Raw genomic sequence first — 16,123 nt, 5'->3', positions numbered from 1 at the left:
ATGAGGAATTCCATGAACGCATTCAACCCCGCTCACTTTCGCGCCCAGTTTCCCGCTCTGGCGGATGCCGGCGTCTATCTGGATAGCGCAGCGACGGCGCTAAAACCGCTGGCCGTGATCGACGCCAGCGACCAGTTTTATCGGTTGAGCGCTGGCAACGTACATCGTAGCCAATTTGCCGCCGCCCAGCGTCTGACCGAGCGCTATGAAGAGGCGCGCGAACGCGTCGCGAGTTGGCTCAACGCCCCTTCCGGCAAAGACATCATCTGGACCCGCGGTACCACTGAAGCCATCAATATGGTGGCGCAAAGCTACGTGCGCCCACGCCTGCGCCCCGGCGATGAGATTATCGTCAGCGAGGCCGAACACCACGCCAATCTGGTGCCGTGGTTAATGGTTGCCGAACAAACTGGCGCGCAGGTCGTCAAATTACCGCTAGGCGCCAATCGCCTGCCGGACATTTCCCAACTGAACTCGCTGATCACCCCACGCAGCCGAGTACTGGCCATTGGCCAGATGTCCAATGTTACCGGCGGTTGTCCGGAGCTGCCGCTCGCTATCCGCCTCGCTCACGAAGCCAATATGGTGGTGATGGTTGACGGCGCTCAGGGCGCGGTGCACTTCCCGGCGGACGTGCAGGCGCTGGATATCGATTTTTACGCCTTTTCCGCCCACAAACTGTATGGCCCGACCGGTATCGGCGCGCTGTACGGCAAAAGCGAACTGCTGGCGGACATGTCACCATGGCTCGGCGGCGGGAAAATGATCACCGAGGTTTCCTTTGCCGGTTTTAAAACGCAGCCAGCGCCCTGGCGCTTCGAAGCCGGGACGCCGAACGTTGCCGGGGTCATCGGGCTCTGTGCCGCGCTGGAATGGCTGCAAGAGATAGATATCGCGCAGGCAGAGAGCTGGAGCCGCAGCCTGGCGACGCTGGCGGAAGAGGAACTGACGAAGCGACCGGGTTTTCGTTCATTCCGCTGTCAGGATTCGAGCCTGCTGGCCTTTGATTTCGACGGCATTCACCATAGCGATATGGTCACTCTACTGGCTGAGTCCGGCATTGCGCTACGCGCAGGTCAGCACTGCGCCCAGCCGCTGCTAGCGGCATTAGGCGTCAACGGTACGCTACGCGCTTCGTTCGCACCGTATAATACGCAAGATGATGTTTACGCGCTGGTGCATGCTATCGACCGCGCGCTGGAAATACTGGTGGATGAATGACAAGCACTCAAGTTTTTGCCGCCGCGCTCAACGAAACGACGCTGCGCCAGACCTTTGCCCCGCTGAGCCAGTGGGAAGATAAATACCGCCAGCTGATTTTGCTGGGCAAGAAGCTGCCGCCGCTAACGGAGGCGCTCCGGGCGCAAGCGAAAGAGATTACCGGCTGCGAAAACCGCGTCTGGTTGGGGTATCAAGTCGATGCGGAGGGTAAGATGCACTTCTTCGGCGATAGCGAAGGGCGTATCGTGCGCGGCCTGCTGGCGGTGCTGCTGACTGCCAGCGAAGGAAAAAGCGCCGCCGAGATTTTAGCCGAGGATCCGCTGGCGCTGTTTGACGAACTGGGCCTACGCGGCCAACTCAGCGCCTCGCGCAGCCAGGGGCTGAGCGCACTAAGCGAAGCCGTGCTCGCCGCCGCCCGCGAGGTGTCGCCCGGATAAGCGCTGGGAATTTCCCTGCTCGCGCTGCGCTTAGCAGGGCTACAGTTCTATATCGTTAGGTAGCCCGGATAAGGCGCTACGCACCGCCATCCGGGGATGTTCCTTGCTCGCGCTGCGCTTTCGCCAACATCTTCTTCAAGGCGTGAGATACAGCGACAAAACCAAAGGTCGCGGTGACCATTGTCGCCGCGCCGAACCCGGAAGCACAATCCATCCGCTTCGGCCCTTCCGCGGTGCTTTTCATCGCGCACACGCTACCGTCCGCCTGCGGATAGACCAGTGCTTCGGTTGAGAAGACGCAATCTACACCCAGTTTACCTTTACTGTTCTTCACCACGCCAAACTGGCTTTTCAACCGCTCACGCAATTTTGCCGCCAGCGGATCCTGGATAGTTTTCGCCAGATCGACGACCTGGATCTGCGTCGGATCGATTTGCCCACCGGCCCCGCCGGTCGTCACCAACGGTACCTTGTAGCGGCGACACCAGGCGATTAGCGCCGCTTTCGGCCGCACGCTGTCAATAGCGTCAATAACATAGCTAAAACCCGCGCCAAGATACTCCGCCACGTTTTCCGGCGTAATGAAATCATCCACGACCGTGACCCGGCACTCCGGATTAATCAGGCGAATACGCTCGGCCATGACTTCCGCTTTCGCTAATCCGACGTTACCGCCGAGCGCATGAATCTGACGGTTGGTATTGGTGACGCACACATCATCCATATCGATAAGCGTGATCGCACCAATTCCGGTTCTCGCCAGCGCTTCCGCCGCCCACGACCCCACCCCGCCGATACCAACGACGCACACGTGCGCATCAGCAAAACACTGCAGCGCTTTTTCACCATATAAACGCGCTGTACCGCCAAAACGCTGGCGCCAGACGTCGCTGATTACAACAGACATATCACCTCAGAATGAAATAAGGCCCGCAAAGGCAGGCCCTGGACTACGTTCCCCGGGGATAAGCACGGGGAGCCGGGTTAGCCATTAAAGACGCTACCGGCGCCTGGGGCGTTTTTCAGCACCCATACGCGACCATAGTGGTTATACCAACCAGCACGGTGACCAGCATCCGGGCCAATGCCCTGGTAGATATCGAAGTGCTGGCCCTTAATCGCCCCACCGACATCCAGCGCCACCATCAGGCGCAGCTCGTACTGACCGTTAAACTTGCCGTTATTATCCAGCAGAGGCACCTCTGCCAGCAAGGTGGTTCCCGGCGGGATGATTGAACGGTCGGAAGCGACCGACGCGCGGCCAATCAACGGCACCGCGCTCGCCCCTTTCACCGGCGCGTAGGACTGCGGTTTAAAGAAGACAAAAGAGGGGTTCTGCTCCAGTAGCTCACGCACTTCCGCTTCGCTATGCTTTTCGCCCCATTCGCGGATGGCCTGCATCGACATATCCTCGCGCTTCACTTCGCCGCGATCGATCAGCACTTTGCCAATACTGCGATAGGGCCAGCCGTTTTTACCGGAATAGCTGAAGAAGTTAAGCGGCGAACCGTCGCCGAAATCGATGTAACCGCTGCCCTGCACATCCATGATGAAGTTATCCATCAGCGAGTTGCTGTAAGCCAGCACGTAGTTGTCGCTGAGCGCACCGGCATAAATGCTGGCACGGGAAGGCAGTTTGCCGTTTTTCGGCGGCATGCGATAAATAGGATACTGGAACTCGCCCTGACGGGTATGGCGGGCCTGCACCACCGGGGTGTAGTAGCCGGTAAACTGGACGTTGCCATAGTTATCGGCGCCCTGCATCTGCCAGGCATCGATACCGAACTGGCGCAGCGTGCGGGTATCGCCGCCAGCGCGCAACCACTCCTGGATCGCGCTATATACGCCGCTCTGGCTATTATAAAGGCGTGGAGAGGCGCTACGAATCTGGCCAACCTGCTGGGAGAAGTCACCAGCATTAATCGGCGCGCCTACGGCATCAGGTTGGTTTACTAATGAAAACGGCTGGGTAAACTTGCCATCACTATATTGCTGACCGCGATCGGTCGGTTTCGAGGAACAAGCGGCAAGCATCGCCAACATTGCTCCCGTCGCTACATATTTTGCCCAACGTCCTTTCATGGTATCTCTTCTTTATTGCTGCTAAGCCTTAGTGCGTGATGAAGATAACAAACCCCCGCGGCTAATGAAATGCGCGAAAGCGTACCGCGGCCCAAATTGTGTAAAAATTCATCCATAACTGGCTTTTTAGCCGCCAGTTTTTACAAAATTGACGATTTATACGAAAAAAGGTTGCATCAGAACGCTAGCGGAGTATAGTGCGCTTCCACGGACGCGGGGTGGAGCAGCCTGGTAGCTCGTCGGGCTCATAACCCGAAGGTCGTCGGTTCAAATCCGGCCCCCGCAACCAATTAAAATCAGAAGCAAATTTACTCGATGGAAGAGTAAACTCGGACGCGGGGTGGAGCAGCCTGGTAGCTCGTCGGGCTCATAACCCGAAGGTCGTCGGTTCAAATCCGGCCCCCGCAACCAATTACAATCTGATATTGATTTGTACGAGTAGTTTAAATCGTAGAAATGACGGACGCGGGGTGGAGCAGCCTGGTAGCTCGTCGGGCTCATAACCCGAAGGTCGTCGGTTCAAATCCGGCCCCCGCAACCAATACAATGAACACCCTCAAGGGTGTTTTTTTGTTTCTGGCGTCCGTAAAGGTTTCTATCTAAAAAAAGCGCCCTAAGGCGCTATTTTTTTATCCGCGTCTGGCCAACGTCGCGCCATCAGCGAAGTAGGCTTTAATCCCCGCCAGAATCGACTCCGCAACTTCCTGCTGGAATTTCGCCGTTTTCAGTTTGCGCTCTTCTTCAACGTTACTGATAAAGGCGGTTTCGACCAGAATCGAGGGGATATCCGGCGCCTTCAGTACCGCAAAACCCGCCTGCTCTACCGCATTCTTATGCAGCTTATTGATACTGCCCATTTTTTGCAGCACCGCTTTACCGAACTTCAGGCTATCGGCAATGGTCAGCGACTGCACCATATCGAACATGGTGTGGTCAACGTAGCGATCGCCGCTCTTGCTGACCCCGCCGATTAAATCCGAGGCGTTCTGGGTTTGCGCGAGGTATTTTGCCGCGGTGCTGGTGGCGCCCTTCGTCGACAGCGCAAAAACGGAAGAACCGCTTGGCTGGCGGCTGGTAAAAGCATCGGCGTGGATCGACACAAACAGGTCGGCACGCTGTTTCTGCGCCTTAGCCACGCGCACCTTTAACGGAATAAATACGTCTTCATTACGGGTCATATAGACCTTCATATTGCCCTCGCGCTCAATAAGCGCGCGCAATCGGCGGGCAATCTGCAGCACTACGTCTTTCTCGCGAGTGTGATATTTGCCAATCGCCCCGGAGTCTTCGCCGCCGTGACCCGGATCGAGCATGATAACAATAGGACGATCGCGCCCGGCTTTGCCTGGCTGCGGCCCGCTTTCCGCTGGCGGCACCTGCCGTTCCAGATCGCCTTTGTTGTAATCTTCCAGCAGCGCCAACAGCGGATCCTGCACATCGGTAGCCGTTGACGGATAGAGATCCATTACCAGACGCTCTTTGAAGCCAGCAACTGGCGCCAGCGCAAACAGCTGCGGTTTGACGTTTTGCTTGAGTTCAAACACCATACGCACGGTTTGCGGGTCGAACTGCCCCACCCGCGCGGATTTAATATAGGGGTCGTCATCGCGGATCTGCCCGCCCATCCCTTTCAGGACCGAGTTCAGGTTAACGCCTTCAATATCCACTACCACTCGCTCAGGGTTGCTTAAGGCAAACTGCCGATATTTCAGTACATGATTGGATTCCACCGTGACGCGGGTGTAGGTCGACGACGGCCAGATACGCACAGCAACCACCTGCGCGACGGCGGCCAAACCAACCGGACTCACACTCATTAACCACATGGCGCCCGCCCCTTGTAAAAAACGACGGCGGCTTAATCCCGACTTGTATCCCGACATGCCACTCCCAAGCAAAAAACGCGTTTGAAGCCAAAATGAACAGATTGACCAGAAACTTTAACGAAAGCCGCATAACCTGTCATCTATAAAAGGGTAAACAAACTTTGACACATAAGGTTTTGTCACATTATTTTCGCAAATTAGTGACAAATTAGGGCTTGCGCCATGAAGCAAAACAGAATAAAAATACATTTATTACGAATAATCATGCATTGAGGGTTTGTCATGGTGAAGGAGCGTCGCACTGAACTGGTCGAAGGATTCCGCCATTCTGTCCCCTATATTAACGCGCACCGGGGAAAAACGTTTGTCATCATGCTGGGTGGTGAAGCCATTGAGCATGATAACTTTTCCAGCATAGTCAATGACATTGGTTTATTGCATAGCCTCGGCATTCGTCTGGTTGTGGTCTATGGCGCACGCCCGCAAATTGACGCCAATCTCGCGGAACACCACCACGAGCCGGTCTATCACAAACAAACTCGCGTAACCGATGCCAAAACCCTCGAACTGGTTAAGCAGGCTGCCGGTATGCTGCAGCTGGAAATTACCGCTCGTCTGTCGATGAGCCTCGGCAATACGCCTCTACAGGGCGCGCATATCAATGTGGTCAGCGGCAACTTTATTATCGCCCAACCGCTCGGCGTCGATGATGGCGTGGATTACTGTCACAGCGGCCGTATCCGCCGTATCGACGAAGAAGCCATCCATCGCCAGTTGGACAGCGGCGCAATTGTGCTGATGGGGCCAGTGGCGGTTTCCGTGACCGGCGAGAGCTTCAACCTCACCTCCGAAGAGATTGCCACTCAGCTGGCGGTGAAGCTAAAAGCTGAAAAAATGATCGGCTTCTGCTCGTCGCAAGGGGTCTATGATCAACATGGCGAGATTGTCTCCGAACTGTTCCCGAACGAGGCACAGGCGAGGGTAGAAGCGCTGGAGGCGGAAGAGGATTACAACTCCGGCACCGTACGTTTCCTGCGCGGTGCGGTAAAAGCCTGCCGTAGCGGCGTGCGCCGCTGCCACCTGATTAGCTATCAGGAAGATGGCGCGTTACTGCAGGAGTTGTTCTCACGCGATGGTATCGGCACGCAGATTGTGATGGAGAGCGCCGAGCAGATCCGCCGGGCGACCATTAACGATATCGGCGGTATTCTTGATCTTATCAGTCCGCTGGAACAGCAGGGAATACTGGTGCGCCGCTCGCGCGAACAGTTGGAAATGGAGATAGACAAATTCACCATCATTCAACGCGATAACACCACAATCGCCTGCGCCGCGCTCTATCCGTTCCCGGAGGAGAAAATCGGCGAAATGGCTTGTGTCGCAGTACATCCGGATTACCGCAGTTCGTCACGCGGCGAGGTGCTGCTCAGCCGTATCGCTACTCAGGCGAAGCAGATGGGGCTCAGCAAGCTGTTCGTGCTGACAACCCGCAGCATCCACTGGTTCCAGGAGCGCGGTTTTACCCCGGTGGATATTGATTTGCTGCCGGAGAGTAAAAAAGAGATGTACAACTATCAGCGCCGTTCGAAGGTACTGATGGCTGACCTGAGCTAACGAATAACTCCCCCGGATGGCGGCTGACGCCTTATCCGGGCTACCCAACGACATAGAACCGTAGCCCTGCTAAGCGCAGCGACAGCAGGGAACATCACCGGATGGCGGCTTGCGCCTTATCCGGGCTACCAAACAGCATAGAACCGTAGCCCTGCTAAGCGCAGCGACAGCAGGGAACATCACTGGATGGCGGCTTGCGCCTTATCCGGGCTATCCAACGGCATAGAACCGTAGCCCTGCTAAGCGCAGCGACAGCAGGGAACATCACCGGATGGCGGCTTACGCCTTATCCGGGCTACCCGACGGTATAGAACTGTAGCCCTGCTAAGCGCAGCGACAGCAGGGAACATCACCGGATGGCGGCTTGCGCCTTATCCGGACTACCCAACGGCATAGAACCGTAGCCCTGCTAAGCGCAGCGCGAGCAGGGAACATCACCGGATGGCGGCTTGCGCCTTATCCGGGCTACCCGACGGTATAGAACCGTAGCCCTGCTAAGCGCAGCGACAGCAGGGAGCATCACCGGATGGCGGCTTGCGCCTTATCCGGGCTACCCGACGGTATAGAACTGTAGCCCTGCTAAGCGCAGCGACAGCAGGGAGCATCACCGGATGGCGGCCTGCGCCTTATCCGGGCTACCCATTCTGCGCGAAAATCTCCGCCAGACCGCTGCGTCGCTCGGTACGCGTCACGACGGCCTGCGCCAGCACCCGCTCATCAGCGTAAAGCGACAAACGCTGCTTAGCGCGGGTGATTGCGGTATAGACCAGCTCACGGGTCACCAGCGGTACGCTGCGCGACGGTAGGATCAGCGCGGCATGATCGAATTCCGACCCCTGAGACTTATGTACCGTCATCGCCCAGGCGGTATCGTGCTCCGGCAGGCGGCTCGGCGGCACCGATTTAATCGTGCCATCGGGCATCAGGAACCATACGCGCAGCTCGCCGTCCCTTTCCAACGCAATACCGATATCGCCGTTAAACAGCCCCAGCGCGCTATCGTTGCGCGATATCATCACCGGCCGACCATCGTACCAGCGCGAATGGCGCGGTAACGTAATCACCCGCTTACGGTTAAGCATTTGCTCCAGTTGCTCATTCACGCCACTGACGCCATATGGCCCTTCGCGCAGCGCGCACAGCAACTGAAACTCGCCGAAGGCGGCAATCATCTCTTCCGGCGCGGCCTGTTCGCGGCGTAGCTTCAGATAGCGACCATAGCCCTCCTGCGCCGCAGCCAACATCGTTTCATACTCTTCGGTGGTACTCAACGGATGAAGAGCAATGTCGTCGAACGGATGATGCAACGTCGCTTTCACCTCCGCGCGCGCGCCAGCATTGACCGCCCGCGCCAGACTGCCGATGCCGGAATGGCTGCCAAAGCGGTAGCTTTTTTGCAGCAGACACAGGCTATCGCGCAGCGCGCCGGCGGTTTGCCCATCCCCCACCGGTACTGGCGAAGCGGTCAGCCGCGATAGCTCCTCAGCCCGCCCGGCGGTGTAGCCGGAAGTCGCCCAGGCGCAGATATCGCCGAGCACCGCCCCGGCTTCCACCGAAGCCAGCTGGTCACGGTCACCGAGGAATATCACCCGCCCATGTTCCGGCAAGGCATCAATCAGGCGCGACATCATGGGTAAGTCGATCATCGACGCCTCATCAACCACCAGCACATCGAGGTGCAGTGGGTTACCCGCATGGTAACGCATTCTCTGGCTGCCGGGCTGAGCGCCCAGCAGGCGATGCAATGTGCTGGCCTCGGCGGGAATCAACGCTTTCTGCTCCTCGCTGAGCGGTAGCTTTCGTAGCGCCGCTCCCAGTGATTCAGTCAGACGCGCAGCCGCTTTCCCGGTCGGCGCCGCCAGACGAATACGACAGCGCGAGCTATCGTTCATCTGAATCAGCGCCGCCAGCAGCTTCGCGACGGTGGTGGTCTTACCGGTGCCAGGGCCGCCGGAAATCACCGAAATACGTCGGGTCAGCGCCACCGCAGCGGCAACTTTTTGCCAGTCGATATCGTCCGTCGGGGGAAAGAGCGCATTCAGCGTTGCCGTTAGCCGCGCTTCATCGACCTCCTGCACCCGATTCGCCTCGTTAAAGAAGCGCGCGACGGTCAGCTCGTTATGCCACATGCGGTTCAGATAGAGCCTGTCGCCGCACAAAATCATCGGCGTCGGTTCATCGCCGCGACTCACCGCCGATGAAGAGAGCAGCAGCGCCGGCCAATCTTCCGGCATCCCCACCAGCGCCAGTAATTGATCGTGGATCTCACCGGCTTTGCCGCTCAGCATCTCCTCGCCGTTAAGACGCGACAGCGGCAGGCAGACATGTCCTTCGCCGGCATCCCGACTCAGCAACGCGGCGGCCAGCTTCACCGCCGGATGCGCGTCCTGCGCCACCATCAGCGCAAACTGCGCGTCCAGAGGCCGCAACAAGCGCTGCTCGGCGGCGGCCAGCAACAGTTCATCCATGGTCATGAGTCCACCTCCTGCTCAACGCCGGTAAATAGCGCATCGAGACCGTCAATGAGCGGCTGCGCCGGGCGGGTAGTGAAAATCCCCTGCCCGCCTTCCTGGCCGTCCATGCCGCGTAAGAAGAGATAAATAACACCGCCGAAGTGCTGCTCATAGCGGTAATCAGCAATCCGGTGGCGTAGATAACGATGCAATGCCAGGCTATACAGCTGATACTGCAGGTCATAACGGTGCAGGCGCATCGCCTGAGTCATCGCCTGCCGGGTGTAGGCTTCGCGGTCTTCGCCTAACCAGTTGGATTTGTAATCGAGCAGGTAATAGCGTCCGTCGTGACGGAATACGAGGTCGATAAAACCTTTCAACATCCCGCGTACCTGACGGAAGTCGAGCGTCGGGGTATCAACCGACAGCGGATCATACCGGCGGATCAGCGCGTCGAGCTTAAGCGGATCCAGCGGCTGTTCAATCGGCAAATAGAAGGCCATTTCTACCTGCTTATCCCGCGCGCAGAGCTGATTTAGCGCGATTTCCGCACCCGGCAACCGCGTACGCAGCACACCGTCCAGCCATTCGCTCAATACCGGCGCCCATTCTTCGCCAAAGCCGTGTAGCTGTAGCTTTTTCGCCATCCAGTCAACGGGCACCGGCTGGCTGAAATCGAGGTCTTCAAACAGACTGTGCAGGAACGTCCCCGGCGAAGCGCCGCGCGGGAATTGATGCGGCGTGAGCTGCGGCTCTTCCGTCACCTCGCCAACACCCGCGGCGTCGATATCGAGACGCGGCAGCAGATCCTGCCCGGCGCTGGAGCCATGCTGCTGCAGGCCAGAGTAGCTGGTCACCCGCCAGTCATCTATCACCTGGCGATCGCGCGTTCGCGCCGAGAGCGACGGCAACGCGCTTTCCGGTGCCTGCCACGGCGTCTGATCCTGCGTCATCGGCGCACAGAGGACGATATCATCGCTGCAGAACGCCTGCAGCCGAGCGGCTAATCCCGCGGCGTCCATGGCCTCGCCATCCTGGAGCAAACGGCCAAGGGCGCTATGATGAAAATCGCTGTTGCCTGGCTTATCGCTGCGCCGGGTGCTTAATGGGGCAACGCCAAGGCTGCAGTGCCACACCGCGCGAGTTAACGCCACGTACAGCAAACGTAAGTCTTCCGCCAGTCGCTCTGCCTCCGCCAGCTCAAGGCTATTTTCCCCCTGCCCGAGGTCGAGCACCGCAGCGAAGGAGTCGCGGTCGTGGTAGAAAGCCTGATCCTGTTTACGGAAACGGGCGATGAACGGCAGCCAGACCAGCGGATATTCCAGACCTTTCGATTTATGGATGGTGACGATTTGCACCAGATGCTTATCGCTCTCCAGGCGCATCTGCTGGTTGGAAGCATTGCTGTCCGGTTCGGCGATATGTTGCGTCAGCCAGCGCACCAGCGCATGCTCGCTCTCCAGTTGATTCGCCGCTTCTTGCAGTAACTCGCTGATATGCAGAATATCGGTTAAACGGCGTTCGCCACCGTGGGTCGCCAGCAGGTTTTCAGCGATATGACGCGCGCCCATCAGCGCGCGCAGCATCGGCATGACGCCGCGCTGGCGCCAGACCTGCCGGTATTCGCTGAACTCTTCAACCAGTTCATCCCACGCGCGCTCATCCTGATTCAGGTTTTCGATATCCTGAGCGTTAAGGCCAAACATGGCCGTCGCCAGCGCGCTGCGTAGCGTGTTTTCACGTTCAGGCGCCAGAACGGCCTGCAGCACCCACAGCAACTCCTGCGCTTCCGGGGTTTCAAAAACGCTATCGCGGTTTGAGAGATAGACCGAGGGAATCGCCAGCAACTGCAACGCATCGCGGATAAGCGCCGCTTCCTGACGGTTACGCACTAGCACGGTAATATCGGACGCGCGTACGGGTTCAGCCTGCTCGCCGCGCCACAACAGCGCGCGCCCCTGCTGGCCGGCGCTAAGCCAGTCACGGATCTGGGTCGCGCATAATTGCGCCATAAAGGTCTGATAGTCACCGGAACCCACGGCTTCTCCCGGCATTAACCACATGTTCATCGCCGGGACCGCCCGATCGTCAACGGTGAAGCGCAATCCCTGATTTTTGGCCGCGGATCTCACCGGTAAGAAAGGGATCTCGCGGAACATAAAGGGATTGTTGCTCAGGCCGAACAGACGGTTAACGCTTTCCACCATGCCTGGCGCTGAGCGCCAATTGGTATCCAGCGTATAGTGGGCGGCAACATCGCCGCGCGCCTTCATGTAGGTGAAGATGTCGGCGCCGCGGAAGGCGTAAATCGCCTGTTTTGGATCGCCAATCAGCAGCAGCGCCGTATCCGGCTGCCTGCGCCAGATGCGGCGAAAGATACGGTATTGCTGCGGATCGGTATCCTGGAACTCATCGATCATCGCCACCGGGAATCGCTGGCGAATGGCACTGGCCAGCGCTTCGCCGCTGTCGCCGCGCAGAGCGCCATCCAGTCGGCTGAGCATATCGTCAAAGCCCAGTTCGCCGCGGCGGCGTTTCTCGCGGGCGACGGCTTCACGGATCTCCACCATCGCTCTGGCGATGACCAGATCGTTTAAGGTGAGCGGCGAGGCAAGCAGCGCTTCTACCGCGCTAAAAAGCGGATGCAGCGGCGGTTCGCCGCCGTCTTTCGTGCGCTCAATAAGGAACGGTTGCGAGAATTTCTCCAGCGCATCGGGAAGCTGATAACTGAGGGTCTCTTCCTGTGCCCAGGCGTTGACCTTTTCGATCCATTTCCCCTGGTTGCCACGGTTGAACTTACGTCGGTCGAGGCCTGAACTTTCCAGTATATTTTCAATTTCGCCAACCTGTTCCCGCCACTGCTGCTTCAGCGCATTGATGCGCTGCAGAATCTGCTGATGACGTTCAGCAAGCGTCTCCTCTGCAGGCGGCGGCGATTTCAGCTGCGGTGCTTCGCCTTGCAGCCAGCGGTCAATCGCGTTGAGCAGATCACGCGGCCCTTTCCACTGTTCATGGATCACCGCGGCGATATCGCGCGGCAGCGGGTAGCAGTGGCGACGCCAGAAGTCAGCGCAGGCTTGATAACGTAGGCGGGATTCATCTTCGATCAGTTGCTGCTCAAACAGCATCCCGGATTCGAAGGCATTAAGGCTCAGCATGCGCTGGCAGAAACCGTGGATGGTAAAGACTGCGGCCTCATCCATCTGCCGCTCCGCCAGCATCAACGTTTGCGCCGCCTGGTTTTTATCCGTGATTTCCGCGAGCAGCGCGGCATAGAGGGGGTTGCTGGAGCTTTCGCGCAGGCAGGCGATCCGCAGCTCATGAATATTACTACGGATACGTCCACGCAGCTCTTCCGTCGCCGCCTCGGTAAAGGTGACGACCAACAGCTCTTCCACGCTAACCGGCCGGGGATAGGCGGATTCGCCGCCCAGCCCCAGCAGCAGCCGCAAATAGAGCGCGGCGATGGTAAAGGTTTTTCCGGTGCCCGCGGAGGCTTCTATCAGCCGCTCGCCCGTCAGGGGCAAGCGTAGTGGGTCAAGAGACTCTGCGGTTCCGGTCATTCATTCTCTCGCATCAGGGGTAAGGATTTCTGCAATGCGCTGACGCTTTCCCATACCTTGCCGCCTTCAGGAGCGGCATATTCCGTCTTGCCATTCTGGCTGCCGGAAATCTGGGACAACAGTGCCATGCCTTGCGGATCCACCACCGTCTGATGGAAGAAGTCGGCAAGCTTTTGCGGCGTCAGCAGTTTAATCTGAGCCACTACTTTATCACGTGAATCGAAGCGCATATTACCGCGATCGAAATCTTTGCTCAGCGTTGATGCTTCTTCACCCAACGTCTGCGGTGCCTGCTGCATCTGGCTGATAACCGCCTGCTGGATCTGCGCAAACTCTTCCGGCTTCATCGCCCGCAATTTAGCTTCCGCTGTCGGGAAGAAAGCCTGGAAGCGCTGCCAGAGAAACGCGGGTTGTTTATCGCTGCTCTGCAACAGGAAGCCCATTCCCCACTGCCGGCCGACGTTCATCGAGAAGGCGAATACCGCATAGCCCAGCTGTTCTTCGGTACGCAGCTGATTGTAGAACCAGGGTTGGACGATTTGCCCCAGCAGGGAGCTGGCGGCCAGACTACTGTATTCATCGACATTCGGCGGCGCGAATACCGCCGCCAGCGCGGAATCGGTACTGTTCCCCGTTTTTTCAAACATCGCCAGCTGTTTGCTGTCGACCAGCACATCTTTGTTACGGCACCATTCGTTGCCATCGGCGCCTAACTGTTTTTGGATCTGACGAGCCAAATCGGTGGACTGTTGCGCGCTCATGTTGCCCACGACCAGCAGTTCCGGACGCCCCTTGGCTTTCAGATTATCGCGGTAGTCAATCACCTCTTTCAGGGTGATTGACGGCAGCAAATCACGGCGCGTTTTGCGCTCGAAATATGGCACCTGCGACAGCATCTGAATCGGCATAATCGCCTGGTCATAGGCTTTGCCTTTGTCCGCCGAATCCATCATCTGGGCATACCAGGATTTCGCCTGCTCAAGCTGTTCTTCGGTCGGCGTGTAGCTAAAGTAGCCGTCCAGCAGCGCGGTAAACAGCTGCGGCAGACGCTGAGTATAGCCGTTAGCGTTTACCATCAGGCCGTTGTTGGCGCCGGTCGAGAAGCTAATGCCGCCCACTGCGGCCTGGTTGCTGAGCTGGTCGAGCGCAATGCCCGCCAGATAATCATTCAGCGCAAACATCACCTGACGGCGCGCGCTATCCATCGCCTGCGGGTTGCGCAGCACCAGCGAGATATCAGCCTTCGGTTCGCTCGCGAAGTACTGGCTCGGCGCGTACACCACCCGTAACGTCGGCTCATCGACGATAAGCTCCGGATGCGGGTAGGCCTTGTCGCTCTTAATCAGCGTGAAATCATCTGGAATGTAAGGGTTCAGCGCGGGTAGCTGCAGCGCGATGGCCGCAGATTTTTGCTGCCAGTCGGCAAAGGTCTTAGCGCTGATTTTATCGACCTGATAAGGCGCGTTGACGAAATAGGCGACTTTATTGTGTGGTTCATTCGGGCTGATGTACCAGATACGCGCGTTTTGCGGCGTCATCATCGCCAGGCGGTCTTTAATCGCCTGCGCGTCATAACGATCGGCAATGTTAACCACGTCCAGTACATGCTCTACCGGCACGCGAATCATGGTATCAGCCAGCCATTCGACATAATCCATATCGCGACTAATCGACGGATAGCGGAAATCAAGCTCCAGCACGTGGGCTAATTCATCAAAATAACGCTTATCGATACCCTGACTGCGCAGCAGATCCAGATAGCTGAAGATAGCCGCCGTCACTTCATCACGATGCGCCAGACCTTTATCCGTCAAGGTGGCAGAGATCGCCAGCACACCGCTGTTACCATTGACCGCCGGATCGGAGTCTGCGCGGATGCCTTCCGCCAGCCCCTGCTTCTGCAGCCAGTCGGACAAGGTACCAGGGCTGCGGTTGCCAATCATGTAGGTCACCAGCTCATCAGTCTTGCTACGGAACTGGTCACTGTTGTTATCAATACGGAATTCTACACGCAGGACTTTACGCGGCATCGCCGGTACGTAGTGGATCACCACGCCTTTCTGTGCCTCGGTGACTACCGGCACGGTAATTTCCGGCTTGTTGATGTCGTGATTCGGCACCCGCCCGTAGGTGGCGGCAGCCATGCTCGCCAGCTCGGGCAGCGGTTTATTGCTGTAGATCACCGCCTTCATCAGATTGGCGGAGTACCAACGATCGCGGAAAGCATGCAGAGCATCAAGCACCGGACTACCCGGTTTGTCGCTCAGCGTATCGAGGTTACCACCGGAGAATTGCGACGCCGGGTGCGCCGGGTTGATGGTTTCGGCGCTCACCTGCGCCATACGCATCCCGTCTCGGGTACGCGCCATGGTCAGCTCGGCGTTAACCGCATTACGCTCGCGCTCGGCGTATTTTTTATCCAGTCGCGGTGCAGCGATAGCATCTGCCAGACGATCGACCGCACCGTTGAGGGCATCGTTTTCCACCTCAAGGTAGAACGCGGTGCGATATGGCGCGGTGCTGGCATTATGGCTGCCGCCGTGCATTTTGAGGAATTCAGCAAGGCTGTCAGGCTGCGGATACTTCTTCGAGCCCATTAAGGTCATGTGCTCAAGGTAGTGCGCCAGCCCCTGATGGTCGGCCGGATCCTGCAATGACCCTACCGGCACCACCAGCGCCGACAGTGATTTCACCGCCTGCGGATCGGATACCAATAGTACGACCATACCGTTTTGCAGGCGAATAGCCTGATACTGACGGGGATCTTTTTCGCTTTTACGGATGGTTTCCTGAATCGGTTGCCACCCGGTGTCTGCCTGACTTAACGGCGCCCAGAGGGCGACCACTACAACAAGAACTTTGAACCATAAACTGCGGGGCATTCACGGACCTCATCATTAACAAACTTCGCGCTGCATAACATCAGC

The 16,123-nt window shown here is 57.9% G+C and carries 9 protein-coding genes and 3 tRNA genes; 6 read left to right on the top strand and 6 right to left on the bottom strand.

Translation table 11 applies throughout. The features are described 5' to 3' along the window. Positions 1–12: 12 nt before the first annotated feature. Together csdA and csdE are read left to right on the top strand one after the other, a co-directional pair. Positions 13–1,221 (top strand): cysteine desulfurase CsdA, encoded by a 1,209-nt coding sequence (csdA, locus tag PYR66_04620; GenBank protein WEF29018.1) that lies wholly within the window; start codon positions 13–15, stop codon positions 1,219–1,221. Beyond that, on the top strand, positions 1,218–1,658 hold the full coding sequence (gene csdE / locus PYR66_04615; protein WEF29017.1) for a cysteine desulfurase sulfur acceptor subunit CsdE: 441 nt from the start codon (positions 1,218–1,220) through the stop codon (positions 1,656–1,658). The genes csdA and csdE overlap by 4 nt, the downstream gene beginning before the upstream one ends. A gap of 76 nt (positions 1,659–1,734) precedes the next feature. On the opposite strand, the gene tcdA is transcribed toward csdE, so the two are convergent. Together tcdA and mltA are read right to left on the bottom strand one after the other, a co-directional pair. Continuing rightward, complete coding sequence (tcdA, locus tag PYR66_04610; GenBank protein ID WEF29016.1) at positions 1,735–2,565, bottom strand: tRNA cyclic N6-threonylcarbamoyladenosine(37) synthase TcdA; 831 nt, start codon at positions 2,563–2,565, stop codon at positions 1,735–1,737. Between the two features lie 77 nt (positions 2,566–2,642). Next, entirely contained in the window at positions 2,643–3,740 is a 1,098-nt protein-coding gene (gene mltA, locus PYR66_04605) for a murein transglycosylase A (GenBank protein ID WEF29015.1), read from the bottom strand. Positions 3,741–3,952: 212 nt separating this feature from the next. Here mltA and PYR66_04600 point away from each other — a divergent pair. From PYR66_04600 to PYR66_04590, 3 genes are all read left to right on the top strand, one after another. After that, positions 3,953–4,029 (top strand) — tRNA-Met (locus PYR66_04600). Positions 4,030–4,074: 45 nt separating this feature from the next. Further along, a tRNA-Met gene (locus tag PYR66_04595) sits at positions 4,075–4,151 on the top strand. Positions 4,152–4,204: 53 nt separating this feature from the next. Next, positions 4,205–4,281: transfer RNA gene (locus PYR66_04590), tRNA-Met, on the top strand. A gap of 88 nt (positions 4,282–4,369) precedes the next feature. Here PYR66_04590 and amiC read toward each other — a convergent pair. Next, complete coding sequence (gene amiC, locus PYR66_04585) at positions 4,370–5,623, bottom strand: N-acetylmuramoyl-L-alanine amidase AmiC (GenBank protein WEF29014.1); 1,254 nt, start codon at positions 5,621–5,623, stop codon at positions 4,370–4,372. A gap of 225 nt (positions 5,624–5,848) precedes the next feature. On the opposite strand from amiC, the gene argA reads away from it, so the two are divergent. After that, positions 5,849–7,180 carry an amino-acid N-acetyltransferase gene (argA, locus tag PYR66_04580; protein WEF29013.1) on the top strand — a complete coding sequence of 444 codons (1,332 nt, stop codon included), beginning with the start codon at positions 5,849–5,851 and terminating at the stop codon, positions 7,178–7,180. A gap of 635 nt (positions 7,181–7,815) precedes the next feature. Here argA and recD read toward each other — a convergent pair. The 3 genes from recD to ptrA are packed head-to-tail and all read right to left on the bottom strand — an operon-like array spanning position 7,816 to position 16,078. Continuing rightward, positions 7,816–9,654: an exodeoxyribonuclease V subunit alpha gene (gene recD / locus PYR66_04575; protein ID WEF29012.1), complete on the bottom strand. Its 1,839-nt coding sequence runs from the start codon at positions 9,652–9,654 to the stop codon at positions 7,816–7,818. After that, entirely contained in the window at positions 9,651–13,196 is a 3,546-nt protein-coding gene (gene recB / locus PYR66_04570) for an exodeoxyribonuclease V subunit beta (GenBank protein ID WEF29011.1), read from the bottom strand. The genes recD and recB overlap by 4 nt, the downstream gene beginning before the upstream one ends. Continuing rightward, on the bottom strand, positions 13,193–16,078 hold the full coding sequence (ptrA, locus tag PYR66_04565) for a pitrilysin (GenBank protein WEF29010.1): 2,886 nt from the start codon (positions 16,076–16,078) through the stop codon (positions 13,193–13,195). Before ptrA ends, recB begins: the two co-directional genes overlap by 4 nt. Between the last annotated feature and the right edge of the window lie 45 nt (positions 16,079–16,123).

Source organism: Klebsiella aerogenes (genome assembly GCA_029027985.1).
GTDB classification, from domain to species: domain Bacteria; phylum Pseudomonadota; class Gammaproteobacteria; order Enterobacterales; family Enterobacteriaceae; genus Klebsiella; species Klebsiella aerogenes_A.
This window is presented reverse-complemented; position numbering and strand designations above follow the sequence as displayed.